Annotated in this window: 18 protein-coding genes; 5 read left to right on the top strand and 13 right to left on the bottom strand. The window is 52.0% G+C overall.

What is annotated here, in order from left to right; all coding sequences use genetic code 11:
- Positions 1 to 22 precede the first annotated feature (22 nt).
- The 3 genes from tdcG (at position 23) to On2M_RS21140 (ending at position 4337) form a co-directional block, all read left to right on the top strand.
- On the top strand, positions 23 to 1387 hold the full coding sequence (gene tdcG / locus On2M_RS21150) for an L-serine ammonia-lyase (protein ID WP_151217827.1): 1365 nt from the start codon (positions 23 to 25) through the stop codon (positions 1385 to 1387).
- A gap of 283 nt (positions 1388 to 1670) precedes the next feature.
- Positions 1671 to 3002: an HAAAP family serine/threonine permease gene (locus On2M_RS21145; protein WP_210905426.1), complete on the top strand. Its 1332-nt coding sequence runs from the start codon at positions 1671 to 1673 to the stop codon at positions 3000 to 3002.
- A 24-nt stretch (positions 3003 to 3026) separates the two neighbouring features.
- Entirely contained in the window at positions 3027 to 4337 is a 1311-nt protein-coding gene (locus On2M_RS21140) for a serine dehydratase subunit alpha family protein (RefSeq protein ID WP_210905425.1), read from the top strand.
- Between the two features lie 54 nt (positions 4338 to 4391).
- On the opposite strand, the gene On2M_RS21135 is transcribed toward On2M_RS21140, so the two are convergent.
- Together On2M_RS21135 and On2M_RS21130 are read right to left on the bottom strand one after the other, a co-directional pair.
- Positions 4392 to 4541 carry a hypothetical protein gene (locus On2M_RS21135; protein WP_151217824.1) on the bottom strand — a complete coding sequence of 50 codons (150 nt, stop codon included), beginning with the start codon at positions 4539 to 4541 and terminating at the stop codon, positions 4392 to 4394.
- A 26-nt stretch (positions 4542 to 4567) separates the two neighbouring features.
- Positions 4568 to 5269, bottom strand: a complete 702-nt coding sequence (locus tag On2M_RS21130) for a pirin family protein (RefSeq protein ID WP_151224390.1) — start codon at positions 5267 to 5269, stop codon at positions 4568 to 4570.
- A gap of 104 nt (positions 5270 to 5373) precedes the next feature.
- Between On2M_RS21130 and yhaJ the strand changes: the two genes are divergently transcribed.
- Positions 5374 to 6270 (top strand): DNA-binding transcriptional regulator YhaJ, encoded by an 897-nt coding sequence (gene yhaJ, locus On2M_RS21125; protein WP_003024855.1) that lies wholly within the window; start codon positions 5374 to 5376, stop codon positions 6268 to 6270.
- Positions 6271 to 6307: 37 nt separating this feature from the next.
- On the opposite strand, the gene On2M_RS21120 is transcribed toward yhaJ, so the two are convergent.
- The 11 genes from On2M_RS21120 to On2M_RS21070 all read right to left on the bottom strand — a co-directional run bounded on the left by On2M_RS21120 (position 6308) and on the right by On2M_RS21070 (position 13588).
- Positions 6308 to 6673, bottom strand: a complete 366-nt coding sequence (locus On2M_RS21120) for a DUF805 domain-containing protein (RefSeq protein WP_003024853.1) — start codon at positions 6671 to 6673, stop codon at positions 6308 to 6310.
- Between the two features lie 124 nt (positions 6674 to 6797).
- Positions 6798 to 7784 carry a glutathione S-transferase family protein gene (gene yqjG / locus On2M_RS21115; RefSeq protein WP_210905424.1) on the bottom strand — a complete coding sequence of 329 codons (987 nt, stop codon included), beginning with the start codon at positions 7782 to 7784 and terminating at the stop codon, positions 6798 to 6800.
- Between the two features lie 72 nt (positions 7785 to 7856).
- Positions 7857 to 8249 (bottom strand): DoxX family protein, encoded by a 393-nt coding sequence (locus On2M_RS21110; RefSeq protein ID WP_005131473.1) that lies wholly within the window; start codon positions 8247 to 8249, stop codon positions 7857 to 7859.
- Between the two features lie 175 nt (positions 8250 to 8424).
- Entirely contained in the window at positions 8425 to 8724 is a 300-nt protein-coding gene (locus On2M_RS21105; RefSeq protein ID WP_151217820.1) for a YqjK-like family protein, read from the bottom strand.
- Positions 8724 to 9119, bottom strand: coding sequence for a phage holin family protein (locus tag On2M_RS21100; protein WP_151217819.1), 396 nt, complete (start codon positions 9117 to 9119; stop codon positions 8724 to 8726). Before On2M_RS21100 ends, On2M_RS21105 begins: the two co-directional genes overlap by 1 nt.
- A gap of 2 nt (positions 9120 to 9121) precedes the next feature.
- The gene (locus tag On2M_RS21095; RefSeq protein ID WP_151217818.1) at positions 9122 to 9427 is read right to left on the bottom strand and encodes a YqjD family protein; all 306 of its coding nucleotides are present in this window, start codon (positions 9425 to 9427) and stop codon (positions 9122 to 9124) included.
- Positions 9428 to 9460: 33 nt separating this feature from the next.
- The gene (locus On2M_RS21090) at positions 9461 to 9829 is read right to left on the bottom strand and encodes a DUF1090 domain-containing protein (RefSeq protein WP_187253301.1); all 369 of its coding nucleotides are present in this window, start codon (positions 9827 to 9829) and stop codon (positions 9461 to 9463) included.
- A gap of 148 nt (positions 9830 to 9977) precedes the next feature.
- The gene (gene mzrA / locus On2M_RS21085) at positions 9978 to 10346 is read right to left on the bottom strand and encodes an EnvZ/OmpR regulon moderator MzrA (protein WP_187253354.1); all 369 of its coding nucleotides are present in this window, start codon (positions 10344 to 10346) and stop codon (positions 9978 to 9980) included.
- Positions 10347 to 10364: 18 nt separating this feature from the next.
- Positions 10365 to 11027 carry a DedA family general envelope maintenance protein YqjA gene (gene yqjA / locus On2M_RS21080; protein ID WP_151217816.1) on the bottom strand — a complete coding sequence of 221 codons (663 nt, stop codon included), beginning with the start codon at positions 11025 to 11027 and terminating at the stop codon, positions 10365 to 10367.
- A 348-nt stretch (positions 11028 to 11375) separates the two neighbouring features.
- Positions 11376 to 12152, bottom strand: a complete 777-nt coding sequence (gene exuR, locus On2M_RS21075) for a transcriptional regulator ExuR (RefSeq protein ID WP_003024817.1) — start codon at positions 12150 to 12152, stop codon at positions 11376 to 11378.
- A 134-nt stretch (positions 12153 to 12286) separates the two neighbouring features.
- Positions 12287 to 13588 (bottom strand): MFS transporter, encoded by a 1302-nt coding sequence (locus tag On2M_RS21070; RefSeq protein WP_151217815.1) that lies wholly within the window; start codon positions 13586 to 13588, stop codon positions 12287 to 12289.
- Positions 13589 to 14061: 473 nt separating this feature from the next.
- Between On2M_RS21070 and uxaC the strand changes: the two genes are divergently transcribed.
- Positions 14062 to 15474 carry a glucuronate isomerase gene (gene uxaC, locus On2M_RS21065; protein WP_151217814.1) on the top strand — a complete coding sequence of 471 codons (1413 nt, stop codon included), beginning with the start codon at positions 14062 to 14064 and terminating at the stop codon, positions 15472 to 15474.
- Positions 15475 to 15477 lie beyond the last annotated feature (3 nt).

Raw genomic sequence — 15477 nt, 5'->3', positions numbered from 1 at the left:
ACGGCAATCCGAGGGTGTGGATATGATTAGCGCATTCGATATTTTCAAGATTGGCATTGGACCTTCCAGCTCCCATACCGTGGGGCCAATGAATGCAGGTAAAAGTTTTATCGATCTGTTGGTCAGCAGCGGGGAACTCCCCAAGGCTACGCATATTGTGGTCGATCTTTACGGATCACTCTCTCTGACCGGAAAAGGTCATGCGACAGATATCGCCATCATGATGGGGCTGGCCGGTAACAGTCCGCAAAATGTGAATATAGATTCAATCGCTGGTTTTACTCAGGAAGTGGCCCGTACCGGACGGTTACCGGTGGCAGAGGGCGCGCATGTTGTCGATTTCTCTCCAGATGAAAATATTCTCTTTCATGCCGAAACGCTGCCGCGCCATGAAAATGGTATGCGTCTCACCGCGTGGAACGGCACCGAGACGTTGTTAAGGAAAACCTATTACTCCGTCGGCGGTGGTTTTATCGTTGAAGAGGAGCAATTTGGTCAGGCGCATGATGTTGAAGCACACGTGCCCTACAATTTTCATTCCGCCAGCGAACTGCTGAAACTGTGTGAGCGCAACGGGCTGTCTGTTTCCGGCCTGATGATGCAAAACGAACTGGCGATGCGCAGCAAAGAAGAAATCGATGCTGGCTTTGCTGCCATTTGGGACGTCATGCATGCGGGGATTGAGCGCGGCATGAATACCGAAGGCGTTCTGCCGGGCCCGCTTAATGTACCGCGCCGCGCCGTGGCATTACGTCGGTTGCTGGTTTCCAGCGACAACCTGTCCAGCGACCCGATGAACGTCATTGACTGGATCAACATGTTCGCGCTGGCCGTGAGCGAAGAAAACGCCGCCGGGTGCCGGGTTGTGACGGCGCCGACCAACGGTGCATGTGGAATTATTCCCGCCGTATTGGCCTATTACGACAAATTCCGCCGTCCGGTAAATGCAAATTCCATTGCCCGCTACTTGCTGGCCGCGGGGGCGATAGGTGCGCTGTATAAGATGAACGCCTCGATTTCGGGGGCAGAAGTCGGTTGCCAGGGTGAGATTGGTGTCGCTTGTTCAATGGCGGCTGCCGGGCTGACCGAGTTGCTTGGCGGTAGCCCGTCCCAGGTGTGTATTGCGGCGGAAATTGCTATGGAGCATAACCTGGGGCTGACCTGCGATCCGGTGGCTGGGCAGGTGCAGATCCCATGCATTGAACGTAATGCGATCAATGCGGTTAAAGCCGTCAACGCCGCGCGTATGGCGCTACGTCGGACATCAGAACCACGCGTTTCGCTCGATAAAGTGATCGAAACGATGTATGAAACGGGCAAAGATATGAATGACAAATACCGTGAAACTTCACGCGGTGGGCTGGCGATCAAGGTGGTTTGCAGTTAACTGAATTTGTGTTTATTTCTCCTTTGGGCGCACTTGAGTGCGCCCTTTTTTTTGTTGTGATCCGCCTCAAAAAGAGAAAATGGTTCCATTTTATAAATATAAATAAGAAAAATTTTATTAAACATTGTGAAATAAAGGGGTATGTTTGTGAAGTTTTTCTCTGACCCTCGGCGTATGATTTCTCCATTCTAACGAACTCGCCTGCACGACTCGTACCGCGTATCGCATTGATGCGGAACGGAAAAATAATAAAACCTTACCCTACATTTTGAGCGAGATTTTTATGGAAACGGCAACGAATAACAGCGTAATACTCGACGCATCTGCCCCGGCGCGTCGGGCGGGAATGACCGAAAGCGAATGGCGTGAAGCCATTAAATTCGACAGCACGGACACTGGCTGGGTCATTATGAGTATCGGTATGGCGATTGGCGCAGGGATTGTTTTTCTTCCTGTCCAGGTCGGGCTGATGGGGCTGTGGGTGTTTTTGCTCTCCTCTGTTATTGGCTATCCAGCCATGTATCTGTTCCAGCGGTTGTTTATCAATACGCTGGCTGAGTCCCCGGAATGTAAAGACTACCCGAGTGTGATCAGCGGCTACCTGGGTAAAAACTGGGGCATTCTGTTAGGTGCGTTGTATTTTGTGATGCTGGTTATCTGGATGTTTGTTTATTCCACCGCGATCACCAACGATAGCGCCTCTTACCTGCACACTTTTGGCGTTACTGAAGGTTTACTGTCCGATAGCCCGTTCTATGGTCTGGTGTTGATTTGCATTCTGGTGGCCATCTCGTCACGCGGGGAAAAACTGCTGTTTAAAATCTCCACCGGCATGGTGCTGACCAAACTGCTGGTAGTGGCAGCGCTTGGCGTATCGATGGTTGGGATGTGGCATTTGTATAACGTAGGTTCACTGCCGCCGATGGCGCTGCTGATCAAAAACGCGATCATCACGTTGCCATTTACGCTGACCTCAATTCTGTTTATTCAGACATTAAGCCCGATGGTTATCTCGTATCGTTCTCGCAACAAATCCATTGAAGTGGCGCGCCATAAAGCCCTGCGAGCGATGAATATCGCGTTCGGCATTCTGTTTGTTACCGTCTTTTTCTACGCCGTTTCCTTCACGTTGGCGATGGGTCATGACGAAGCGGTTAAAGCTTATGAGCAGAATATTTCCGCTCTGGCGATTGCCGCGCAGTTTATCAGCGGTGCGGGTGCTGGTTGGGTGAAAATCGTCAGCGTTGTTCTGAACATCTTTGCCGTTATGACCGCTTTCTTCGGCGTCTACTTAGGTTTCCGTGAAGCGACTCAGGGGATCGTAATGAACGTGCTGCGCCGCAAAATGCCAGCCGAGAAAATCAACGAAACCCTGGTTCAGCGCGGCATTATGGTTTTCGCCATCCTGCTGGCCTGGAGCGCAATTGTGCTCAATGCGCCGGTGCTGAGCTTCACCTCTATTTGTAGTCCTATCTTCGGCATGGTGGGTTGTCTGATCCCGGCCTGGCTGGTCTACAAAGTTCCTTCACTGCACAAATACAAAGGCGCTTCCCTGTATCTGATTATTATCACGGGCCTGCTGCTGTGCGTTTCTCCGTTCCTGGCATTTTCCTGAGTTATCTGAGCAAAGGTTGTTGTTATGTTTGAGACTACATTGAATCCATTATGGGATAGTTTTATCCGCGCGGTGCAGGAGGAGGTTAAGCCTGCGCTGGGTTGTACGGAACCTATCTCTCTGGCGCTGGCGGCAGCGGTCGCATCCTCTGAGCTGGACGGTGCGGTTGAACGTATTGATGCGTGGGTCTCACCGAACCTGATGAAAAACGGCATGGGCGTTACCGTGCCGGGTACCGGAATGGTCGGGTTACCTGTCGCGGCGGCGCTGGGTGCGCTGGGGGGAAATGCCCGTGCCGGTTTAGAGGTACTGAAAGATGCGTCGCCACAAGCGATCGCTGATGCGAAAGCGATGTTGAGCGCTGGCAAGGTTGCGGTGATGCTGCAGGAGCCTTGCGAGGATATCCTCTTTTCCCGCGCGAAGGTTTACAGCGCTGAAGGATGGGCGTGCGTGACGATTGTTGGTGGGCATACCAACATTGTGCATATCGAGACCAATAAAGGCGTGGTGTTCACCACAGAACAGAACGCGCAGGAAGAGGAGCTGGAGTCGCCGCTGGCGGTACTGTCTCACACCTCGCTGGAAGAGATTCTGGCGTTCGTGAACGCGGTACCGTTTGAGTCGATCCGCTTTATTCTTGATGCGGCAAAGCTGAACGGTGCGCTGTCTCAGGAAGGGCTGCGTGGTAACTGGGGCTTGCACATCGGAACCACACTTGAGAAGCAGTGCGCGCGTGGCCTGTTGGCGAACGATCTTTCTACCTCTATTCTGATCCGCACCAGTGCGGCATCGGATGCGCGAATGGGCGGGGCGACGCTGCCAGCCATGAGCAACTCCGGTTCCGGTAATCAGGGGATTACCGCCACCGTCCCGGTGATGGTGGTAGCTGAACACTTTGGCGCGGATGAGGAGAAACTGGCGCGTGCGCTGATGCTGTCTCACCTGAGCGCTATTTACATCCATCATCAGCTTCCGCGTTTGTCTGCGCTGTGCGCGGCAACCACGGCGGCGATGGGCGCTGCGGCAGGGATGGCATGGATCGTGGATGGCCGCTACAACACCATCGCGATGGCGATCAGCAGCATGATTGGTGACGTGAGCGGCATGATTTGCGATGGCGCTTCAAACAGCTGCGCGATGAAAGTTTCAACCAGCGCATCTGCGGCGTGGAAAGCGGTGCTGATGGCGTTGGATGATACTGCAGTAACCGGCAACGAGGGGATTGTGGCGCATAACGTCGAGCAATCTATCACTAACTTGTGTGCGCTGGCATGTCGTTCGATGCAGGAAACCGACAAACAGATCATTGAGATCATGGCCAGTAAGGCACATTAATCTCCAGGCCGGGTAACGTGGAGTCGTCATCCGGCATAAGTCAAAGCCGCCTTTTCAGGCGGCTTCTTCGTCTTCCAGCCGTAGCTCAGCATCGGCCACAATTGCTTCCAGCTCTGTCAGCATTTCTTCATAGCCGAAGGGAACTGTTTCTCGTTTTTCCGGCGCAACCTGCGGCTGGCGTTTTTTTGATGTTTTCTTACTCAACAGTCGTACTCCGTTGTTTTCTCTGACTATACGGGCAAATCTATCAGCAAAGCGCGCAGCGAGGTATCGGCGACTAACGTTATGTTAGTTTCGTCACGAATAAATGCGCCATCGCCGCAGGTAAGTGCTTCCTTTTCTGCGCCAGCGGTCACCGCATGGAATCTGCCGTGGATCGACTGTAAGTAAGCCCGTGGCCCATGTAACTGAAAACTCAGCGATTCACCTTGTTGCAGTTCAACGTGGTGTACCCATACCTGTTGGCGCAGGTGCAGGCTGCCTTGTTCACCGTCCGGCGAGGCCAGCAATTGATGCTTACCGGCACTCAGCGTGGCTTTCTGTACGCAGGCATTTTCGCGCTGCGGGCAGGCGTCCAGCCACAGCTGCATTCGGGTTAACGATTTATCCTTGCTGATATTGTGTTCGCTGTAGCTGATCCCCGGCTGTGTCGCGAGAAGTAAAACCTCTCCCGCTTTGGCCTGGATATGGTTGCCTTCGCTATCGCGATACTCCGCTTCCCCTTCGAGAATCAGATTGACGATATCCACCTTCGGATAGGTACGTGGCTGGAAAGAGGCCCCCGGTGCCAGAACTTCCTGGTTCAGAACACGCAGCGAGGCATAACCCAGCAGTTTAGGATCAAAATAGTGTCCAAAGGAGAAGGTATAACGAGCCTGCAGCCAGCCGTAGTCTGCTTGCCCGCATTGTTTGGCTGTACGGGTAGTAATCATAGTTCTTGACCTCTCTTTACTTCCTTTTATGTTAAATGGCTAGACGCTGCATTGTTAGCCAGATATTCTGCCCGGTATGTTCAAATTTCCTGAATGAGAACGAGATGGCCAAAGAAAGGGCTTTAACGCTTGAAGCGTTACGCGTCATGGACGCAATAGACAGGCGCGGCAGCTTTGCCGCAGCGGCAGACGAACTAGGGCGCGTGCCTTCCGCGCTCAGCTATACCATGCAGAAACTGGAGGAAGAGCTGGACGTGGTGCTGTTTGACCGTTCAGGCCATCGCACAAAGTTCACTAACGTCGGGCGTATGCTGCTGGAGCGTGGACGCGTACTGCTGGAAGCCGCGGATAAACTGACCACCGATGCCGAAGCACTGGCTCGCGGTTGGGAAACGCATCTGACCATCGTTACCGAAGCGCTGGTGCCGACAGCGGCGTTTTTCCCGCTGATTGACCGACTTGCCGGGAAGGCCAATACCCAGCTTTCCGTTATTACCGAAGTCTTGGCCGGAGCATGGGAGCGTTTGGAGCAGGGACGGGCGGATATCGTGATTGCGCCGGATATGCATTTTCGCTCATCCTCAGAAATCAATTCGCGCAAGCTATACTCGCTGATGAACGTCTATGTGGCGGCTCCGGATCATCCCATCCATCAGGAGCCGGAACCGTTATCGGAAGTCACCCGTGTGAAGTACCGCGGGATCGCGGTGGCGGACACCGCCCGTGAACGTCCGGTACTCACGGTCCAATTGCTGGATAAACAGCCGCGTCTGACGGTGAGTACGATAGAAGATAAACGCCAGGCGTTATTGGCCGGCCTTGGCGTGGCGACAATGCCGTATCCGCTGGTAGAAGAGGACATTGCGGCAGGTCGGCTGCGGGTAGTAAGCCCGGAATCGACAAGTGAAATTGATATTATTATGGCCTGGCGCCGGGACAGCATGGGCGAGGCGAAATCCTGGTGTCTGCGGGAAATCCCGAAACTATTCGCGGGTAAATAAGAAATACACCCCTTCAACGGAAGGGGCGTATTTGAATTCAGGACAGCTGTTTGGGGTCAGCGCCGAAGCGGTTGCTCCCCGGAGTGCCGTTTTGACAGTTGAAAATAATGATGACCAACCAGCCGACGATCGGGATCAATAGCACCAGTAGCCACCAGGCTGAACGATCGGTGTCATGTAAACGCCGGAACTGTACCGCCCACCACGGAATAAAGACCAGAACCCCATAAATCGTTGTTAATATGCCTTCTCCTCCGGCGCGTTCCCAGCCAAGCATTCTGTCCAGAATGCCCAGCACGAACGTGAAGATGATGTTGACCAGCACAAACATCCAGTATTCTTTACGACGCGCGCGGCCACCAAACCCAAAGTAGTTCTTTAATACGTTTAAATACCAATCCATTTTTGCCTCGTTCTGCGTTCAATTACTTGTTTTTAAAGCAATCAAATTAAGAATAGCTGCGAATGGAATGCTGGTAAATGTTTGTAGTATTAATTATTTGGCCCCAAACGGAGGCCAGTGTAAATCAGGCGAAACGCTCGTCACGCCCATGAGGTTCGTCGAGGTCCTGCCACGGGCCGATTGAAATAATACCGGTCGGGTTGATTGTTTTGTGGCTACGGAAGTAGTGATGACGGATGTGGTCAAAGTTGACGGTATCTGCAATACCCGGCATCTGGTAGATATCGCGCAGAAAACCGTACAGATTCAGGTAGTCACTGATACGGTGTTTGTCGCACTTGAAGTGGGTCACATAGACCGGATCAAAGCGTACCAGCGTGGTCCACAGGCGAATATCGGCCTCAGTTAACTGGTCGCCGGTCAGGTAGCGATGCTGACCCAGGATCTGCTCCAGTCGTGCAAGCGATTGAAAGACTTTTTCCACGGCATCGTCGTAGGCTTCCTGGCTGGTGGCAAATCCGGCTTTATATACACCGTTATTGACGTTGTCATAGATCCAGCCGTTCAGCTCGTCGATTTTACTTTGCAGAGTTGGTGGATAGTAATCCCCGGCTTTCGCACCCTGCGCATCAAACGCAGTGTTAAACATGCGGATGATTTCTGCGGATTCGTTACTGACAATGGTGTGGTTCTTTTTGTCCCACAATACCGGAACGGTCACCCGACCGCTGTAGTGTGGATCGGCGTGTAAATACAGCTGATAAAGAAATTCGTGCTGATACAGGGTATCGCCAGTTGCCGCCGGGAAGTTGTCGTCAAAGGTCCAGCCGTTTTCCAGCATTAACGGATGCACAACGGAAACGGAAATAAACGGTTCCAGCCCTTTAAGTTTACGCAAAATCAGCGTGCGATGCGCCCACGGGCAGGCCAAAGAAACGTACAGATGATAGCGGTCTTTTTCGGCGGCGAAGCCACCTTCACCGGTTGGACCCGGAGCGCCATCCGCGGTGAGCCAGTTACGGAAAGCCGATGCAGAGCGTTGAAATTTCCCCCCAGTTGATTTGGTGTCATACCAGGTGTCGTGCCAGACGCCGTCAATCAGTTGTCCCATGATTTTCGTCTCCTCAGATAGCAAAAGCGAGGAGATATCTCCTCGCTTTTTGATGTGTTCAGTATAGCTCGCTTACCACTTTTTATTCAGTACACGGTCAATACTGAATGCGCCCGGACCGGTGATAGCCAGCAGCAGGAAGCCGCCTGCGATGGTCAGGTTTTTCATAAACATCAGAGAGTTCATACCTTCAGCAAAGTTGCTGTGGAAAAGGAACGCCGTTAGCAGCGTGAAGCCTGCGGTGAACAGCGCGGTAGTACGAGTCAGGAAACCGAACAGAATTGCCAGACCGCCGCCAAACTCAAGCAGAATAACCAGCGGCAGCATAAATCCTGGGACGCCCATGGCTTCCATGTACTGTTGGGTACCCGCATATCCGGTGATTTTTCCCCAACCTGCGGTAATAAACAGGATAGGCATCAGAATGCGCGCTACCAGTACACCAACATCTTCTAATTTCTTCATCATACTCTCCAGGAAACCACTCAGGCGGCTTATTGTGTTTTTTTGTGCAACGACGCCGCAGAGTGCGTCGTTGCTGTCGATGGAGAGAATCATAAACGCGGCTAATGACAATTGTTAGCAAGGAAAACTGTCAGAAATCTTCAAAAAATTTGAGGTTAGGTGGGAGAAGAGAGGGTCAGCCGCGCAACTGCTGCTGTCTGATGGTCGATTTCACCAGACGCCAGATGCTCCAGACGCTAAAGCCGCGTTTAGCCCAGCGTACCAGCAGGTTAGGATTACGGATGGTGCGAACCGCCATAATACTGCTCCCGACTATCACCCATCCGCGCAGGTTCAACAGCGTTTTCCAGCCGCGATCGTAGACTTCGGTTGCCTCCAGCCAGTCGCGACGAGCGGCAGACAGATCCAGCCGTTGCTGCTGGATCTGTCCAAGCAGTTGCGCCTTACGTTGTAGACGTTCGACTTTACTGCTCATTATGCCTCATCCTCCAGGGCCTTCCTGTCGTTAGCGAGTTCATTACGCGTATGGCGTAGCAGCGTTGTTTTACGCGCTTTTCGCAACGTCCATAGCCCGCCGATAAACGCTAAAAGCAACAGCACAACGGTAGTGGCAATCATGGCGTTCAGGCGATATTGAGGATCGATGGCCCAGATGATAAGCACCATCAGACTCATCAGGCCAAACGCCGCGAACAGCATGGTCAGCCCAAGCATCAGCAGGATCTGGATGAGATTGGCTTTTTCCTCTTCCAGCTCAACGACGGCCAGCCGCAGCCGCGTCTCTACGATCTCAACGAGAATCGTCAGGATCCGCTGTCCAATACCCAGTACGCCTTTGCCTGGACCTTGTGCGTGTTGAGAGTCTGCCATTGTTAGCGGCGCGACAGCAGTACACCAAGGACCACACCGACTGCAGCGCCAATGCCGACGCCTGTCCATGGGTTTTCGCGCACATAGTTATCGGCTTTTGCCGCAGCCTCACGGGTCTGTTTGGCAATCACATCGCTGGTTTCGCTCAGGCGATGGCGACTCTCGCGCAGCGCGTGTTCGGCTTTGCTGCGAATTTTACTTATCTCTTCCTTCGACTTATCGCCAGAGGAGCTAAGTACTTCTTCAAGCGTATCCGCAAGAGATTTCAGCTCAGCGCGCAGGTTTTCCGTAGCATTATCTTTCGACATAGTTTTCTCCAGTTGAGTGGCTAGTTACCGTACTTAGTAATCGCGGGTCTCGAGTTCTTTCAGCTCTTTCTGAGCTTCAGCAAGCTTATGCTCGCGCTTTGCGATTTTATCCGCATCGCCTTTTTGCTTCGCCTCGGCCAAATCACGTTGACGCTCGGTTATCTCATTTTTCTGTTCTGCGATTTTTTTCTGATGGTCGGCGCGCAGTTTACTGTCAGTACAGTTGGCCCTAACTTCGCTCAGCGCTTTGTTCAGCCCATTGATGCGGCTCTGATTATTGTGCTTTTCGGCATAGCTAATCTCCCGCTGGATATCCTGTTCTTTTTCCTGACAGAGGGTGGATGCGTAACTGCCGGCACTGAGAGCGAAAAGGCTAATTGCTAAAGCGATGCGGTATTTCATTCTTGAACCTTCCATTGTGATTCGACCTTGTGGCTTATGGTCGGTGCTCCAGAATAATAAAGCGTTGAGTCATTAACCCAGTTTATTAATCATAGGCGCTAAACGATGAAATCACCAAAGTGAGTGATCTAATTCAGATTCCTGGAGATTAACCAAAGCGGTGTGGGGTATCACGTAAGCGAGATAACCACTGCACCGCCTGATTATCATCATCCTGCTGAGCAATAACGAAACCGTGCGGTAACGTTCGGTCCAGCACGACTTTTGCTGCTGCGCTCTGCGCGCTGGAATCAAAGGTGATCAGCAGCGCGTCATTTTGCGGAGTTATACTTTTAAAGCGAATGCCGTTGGCGTCCAGGTGATGCCAGATAGAGAAGCCATCAGGCATGCTGGCTCCCTGGTTTACAGCACGAATGGCAAGCGTTGACTCCTGCTGGCGGATGACCGACAAGGTCAGGAGCAGCGCGCCGATAAACAGCATAAAGGTGGTGGACCAGGCAAGTCGTCGGAGCGTTATGCGTGATTTCAGCATAATTTACCCTCGGTTCCCGTATTTCTTCTTCCAAAGAACAACCAGTGAACCTGCCAGACCAAACACCAGTAGCACAACGGGAAGCAGCATCAGGCAAGACATCAGCTGATCTTCATACTTGAGAAATACCGGTGTTTTGCCCAGCAAATAGCCAAGCGTTGTAAGAATCAGAACCCAAAGCAGTCCGCTCATCCAGTTAAAGAACTGAAAGCGCGCATTGTTCAGGCCGGACAATCCTGCGATGGTCGGTAGTAATGTTCTGACAAACGCAATGAAGCGACCGACCAGCAGCGCAGACAAGCCATGCTTATGGAACAGATGATGCGCGCGCTGATGGTAATGCGCAGGCAGATGAGATAGCCAGTTTTGTACGGTGCGGGTATTCCCCAGCCATCGCCCCTGAATATAGCTGAGCCAACAACCCAGGCTGGCCGCGGTGGTAAGTAGCAATATCGTTTGCGGGAAACCCATCGCGCCTTTGGCGATAAGTACGCCGACCAGCACCAGTAGACTGTCGCCAGGTAAAAAGGCCGCTGGCAGCAGTCCGTTTTCCAGAAACAAAATGGTAAATAGCACGAAATAGAGCAAGCCAATCATGGAAGGATTGGCCAGCGTTTCAAAATCCTGAGCCCATAAAGCATTCAGTAATTGAGTCAGTAGTTCCATTCAATATTCCTGGAGAATCGGTTGTCGTCATGCCGGTTTTCTGGAGTTTGTAACGCCGCAATTTTATTGGTGTTTTTTACATGGATCGCGGTCTGACACAAATTCACGGCCTGAACTATTCCCTGTAAAGTTGTGAAGTAAGCAAGCTCTCAAACACAAAAATTCAAATAACAACTAATTGTAACAAAGGTCAACGTTGTCCGTTATAGAAATTACGGTTGTTGAACTGTGATTTTGCTTATCGCAATGGAGGGAGGCGAGAGGATTTACACAGGCTGACACTTTATACCTAATGCTTACCAAGCATGAGAAACAGGCGCTTTGTTGCGCCTGGATCGAAAAGATTGCTTATTTAGCGCTGTTAACTGCAGTATCAAGGTGAACGACAGGATTTTCCGCAAAAAGATAACGGTCAGCGTTGAACTCAAAGTCATCGCTGGTCTCGTTGAACAACATGATTTTGGTATTCTCCAGGTGTTGCCACATGGCCAGTTTTGCCGCGTTCGGATCTTTACGGATCAGCGCTTTGAGAATTTGGTCATGATCATCGCACCAGTTATCGACGGTACGTGCGTCGATATGCTCGTGCAGTTTTTTCCAGTACGGGTTGTGGCTACGCTGGGTCCACATTTTTTCTACGATGGCGGCCAGCGCAGAGTTCTGCGTGGCTAGCGCGACCTGAATATGAAACTGCAGATCCCACTCGGAATCGCGAAAGCATTTTTCATTCCGCGCATGTTCCTGAATGTCCATCAGTTTCATGATGTCTTGCTTGGTAACCTGTGTAGCAGCAAATTCAGCGATATTGCTTTCAATCAACTGACGAGCCTGAAGCAGCTCGAAAGGACCATAATTGGCGAATTCAAGTGATTCGTCGGTGGCCTGCTGGTGACGCGCCTGATTTGAAATGACATGAATGCCGGAACCTTTGCGCACTTCTACATAGCCCTCAACTTCGAGCATGATAATCGCTTCACGAACCACGGTACGGCTGACATTTTTTTCATCGGCGATAAAGCGCTCGGCGGGGAGCTTTTCACCCACCAGATAGACGCCCTGCTCAATGCGTTCTTTCAGATCAGCGGCAAGTTGTTGGTACAAACGTCGTGGTTCAGTGATTTCCATATGCGCTCCAGGCATGATACGGCAGACTCTATTTGTTATACCACTTTTGCGATTACGGCTCCACTCGCGCTGTTAAAAAAGCCGCCAGATAACTGGCGGCTTAGCATTACATAACCTTATTAAATCTTGTCTGGTTAACTTTGCGCGGCGGGATCGCCAGTTTGCGACGCTGACTCTACCTCGCTGGCCGATTTGTTCTGCAATACCGTCCAGATGACTAACGCGCCGAGCAGGTCGAATACCGCCAGTACGGCAAACAGCGGGCTAAAGCCGATGGTGTCAGCCAGTGCACCGACGACCAGCGCAAACAGCGTACTTGCGAGCCAGGCGGACATACCGGTCAGGCCGTTCGCAGTTGCCACTTCATTACGGCCAAACACGTCAGAAGAGAGTGTAATCAGCGCACCGGACAGCGCCTGGTGAGCAAAACCACCGACGCACAGCAGGGCAATAGCAATGTATGGGCTGGTGAACAGACCAATCATCCCCGGGCCAATCATCAGTAATGCGCCCATCGTCACGACCATTTTACGCGAAACGATCAGGTTAACACCGAACCAGCGCTGGAACAGCGGCGGTAAGTAACCCCCAACGATACAGCCCAGGTCAGCAAACAGCATAGGCATCCAGGCAAACATCGCAATCTCTTTCAGGTTAAAGCCGTAAACTTTGAACATGAACAGCGGAATCCAGGCGTTGAACGTTCCCCACGCCGGTTCTGCCAGGAAACGCGGCAGCGCAATTCCCCAGAACTGGCGGTTACGCAGGATCTGACCGAGCGACATTTTCTTCGCGGTGCTGTTTTTATGCTGAGATTCCTGACCATTCAGAATGTAATCACGTTCTTCATCAGACAGTTTTTTCTGGTCGCGTGGGTGTTTGTAAAATACCAACCAGCACATGGCCCAGATGAAGCTCAGGGCACCTGAAATAATAAATGCCATCTGCCAGCTGTGCATGACGATAGCCCAGACGACCAGCGGTGGAGCGATCATCGCGCCGATAGAAGAACCAACGTTAAAGTAACCTACGGCAATTGAACGTTCTTTTGCCGGGAACCATTCAGAACTGGCTTTCAGGCCCGCAGGGATCATCGCGGCTTCGGCAGCACCTACAGCACCTCGCGCCAGTGCCAACCCGCCCCAACTTCCAGCCAGCGCGGTCGCACCACAGAAAACAGCCCAAAGAACGGCGAACATCGCGTAACCTACTTTTGTGCCGAGCACATCGAGTACGTAACCGGCAACGGGTTGCATTACGGTGTATGCAGCAGAATAGGCTGCGATGATATAGGAATACTGTTGAGTGGAGATGTGTAACTCTTCCATCAGAGTTGGCGCAGCTGCCGCCACAGTGTTACGCGTCAGGTAACCCAGCACGGTGCCAAGCGTCACCAGTGCAATCATATACCAACGTAACCCTTTAATTTTACGCATGTAAAACCTCATCGTTTTGTTATGTCCGCGAACGAGCGGTCATCTTCCAGTCCAGAGCGGAGGATGTTTTTTACGAGGGGGTAACCGAAAAAAAAAGCCGGTACTCCCCGAACATTGCCATGTCAATATTTGTGCTAATTCGGTTTCCGTACCGGTCAATCCGATGGTGATACATCGGTAATTTGCATTCCGTCGGCTTATGTATCGCGACGGCCAAAAGATAACTTGTCATACAGCTTTAAAAGGTGAGTGCCATCACAAAAGTGTGAATCTTCGTGTGGTCATTATTTCGATTCAGCAAAGCCAGTACTGGCGCGGTTTAACGTGTGATTTACCTCTTTGAGAGTAATTTTTTTGTCATCGTTTGTTGATCTAGCTCACGAAAATATCTTCAGTGCATGGAAATTGGTGTGATAACTTTGTCAGCATCGCAACATAAGCAATCTGACGCACTCGCTGAGAGGAAGACGATAATGACCCCGTTTATGACTGAAGATTTCCTGCTGGATACCGAATTTGCCCGCCGTCTGTATCATGATTACGCTAAAGACCAGCCGATCTTCGATTACCACTGCCATTTACCACCGCAACAAATCGCGGAAAACTACCGTTTCAATAACCTGTATGACATCTGGCTGAAGGGCGACCACTATAAGTGGCGTGCGATGCGTACCAACGGCGTTGCTGAACGCCTCTGTACTGGCGATGCGTCCGATCGTGAAAAATTTGACGCGTGGGCCGCCACAGTTCCGCACACTATCGGTAACCCGCTGTACCACTGGACCCATCTCGAATTACGTCGCCCGTTTGGTATTACAGGTAAGTTGCTGTCTCCGGCAACGGCTGACGAAATCTGGAACCAGTGCAACGAACTGCTGGCGCAGGATAAATTCTCCGCGCGCGGCATCATGCAGCAGATGAATGTGAAAATGGTCGGTACCACCGATGACCCGATTGACTCTCTGGAGCACCATGCGGCCGTTGCTAAAGACGGAAGCTTTGATGTGAAAGTGTTGCCGAGCTGGCGTCCGGATAAAGCCTTTAACATTGAGCTGGCGACCTTTAATGACTATATGGCGAAACTCGGTGAAGTGTCAGATACCGATATCCGTCGCTTCAGCGACCTGCAGGTTGCACTGACCAAACGTCTGGATCACTTCGCGGCGCACGGCTGCAAAGTCTCTGACCATGCGCTGGACGTGGTGCTGTTTGCCGAATCTAACGAAGCGGAGCTGGACAGCATTCTGGCCCGTCGCCTGGCAGGTGAAACCCTGAGCGAGCATGAAGTGGCGCAGTTCAAAACCGCCGTTCTGGTGTTCCTCGGCGCAGAATACGCGCGTCGCGAATGGGTGCAGCAGTACCACATCGGTGCGCTGCGTAATAACAACCTGCGCCAGTTCAAGCTGCTGGGCGCGGATGTTGGCTTTGACTCCATCAATGACCGTCCGATGGCGGAAGAACTGTCCAAACTGCTGAGCAAGCAGAATGAACAAAACCTGCTGCCGAAAACCATTCTGTACTGCCTGAACCCGCGTGATAACGAAGTGCTGGGGACGATGATCGGTAACTTCCAGGGCGAAGGCATGCCGGGGAAAATGCAGTTCGGTTCCGGCTGGTGGTTCAACGACCAGAAAGACGGGATGGAACGTCAGATGACGCAGCTGGCGCAGCTCGGCCTGCTGAGCCGTTTCGTCGGCATGCTGACTGATAGCCGTAGCTTCCTGTCTTACACCCGCCATGAATACTTCCGTCGCATCCTGTGTCAGATGATTGGTCGTTGGGTTGCCGCAGGTGAAGCTCCTGCCGACATCCAGCTGCTGGGTGAAATGGTGAGAAATATTTGCTTCAACAATGCGCGTGATTACTTCGCCATTGAACTGAACTAAGGT

Source organism: Citrobacter sp. On2M (genome assembly GCF_018035235.1).
GTDB classification, from domain to species: Bacteria; Pseudomonadota; Gammaproteobacteria; order Enterobacterales; family Enterobacteriaceae; genus Citrobacter; species Citrobacter meridianamericanus.
This window is presented reverse-complemented; position numbering and strand designations above follow the sequence as displayed.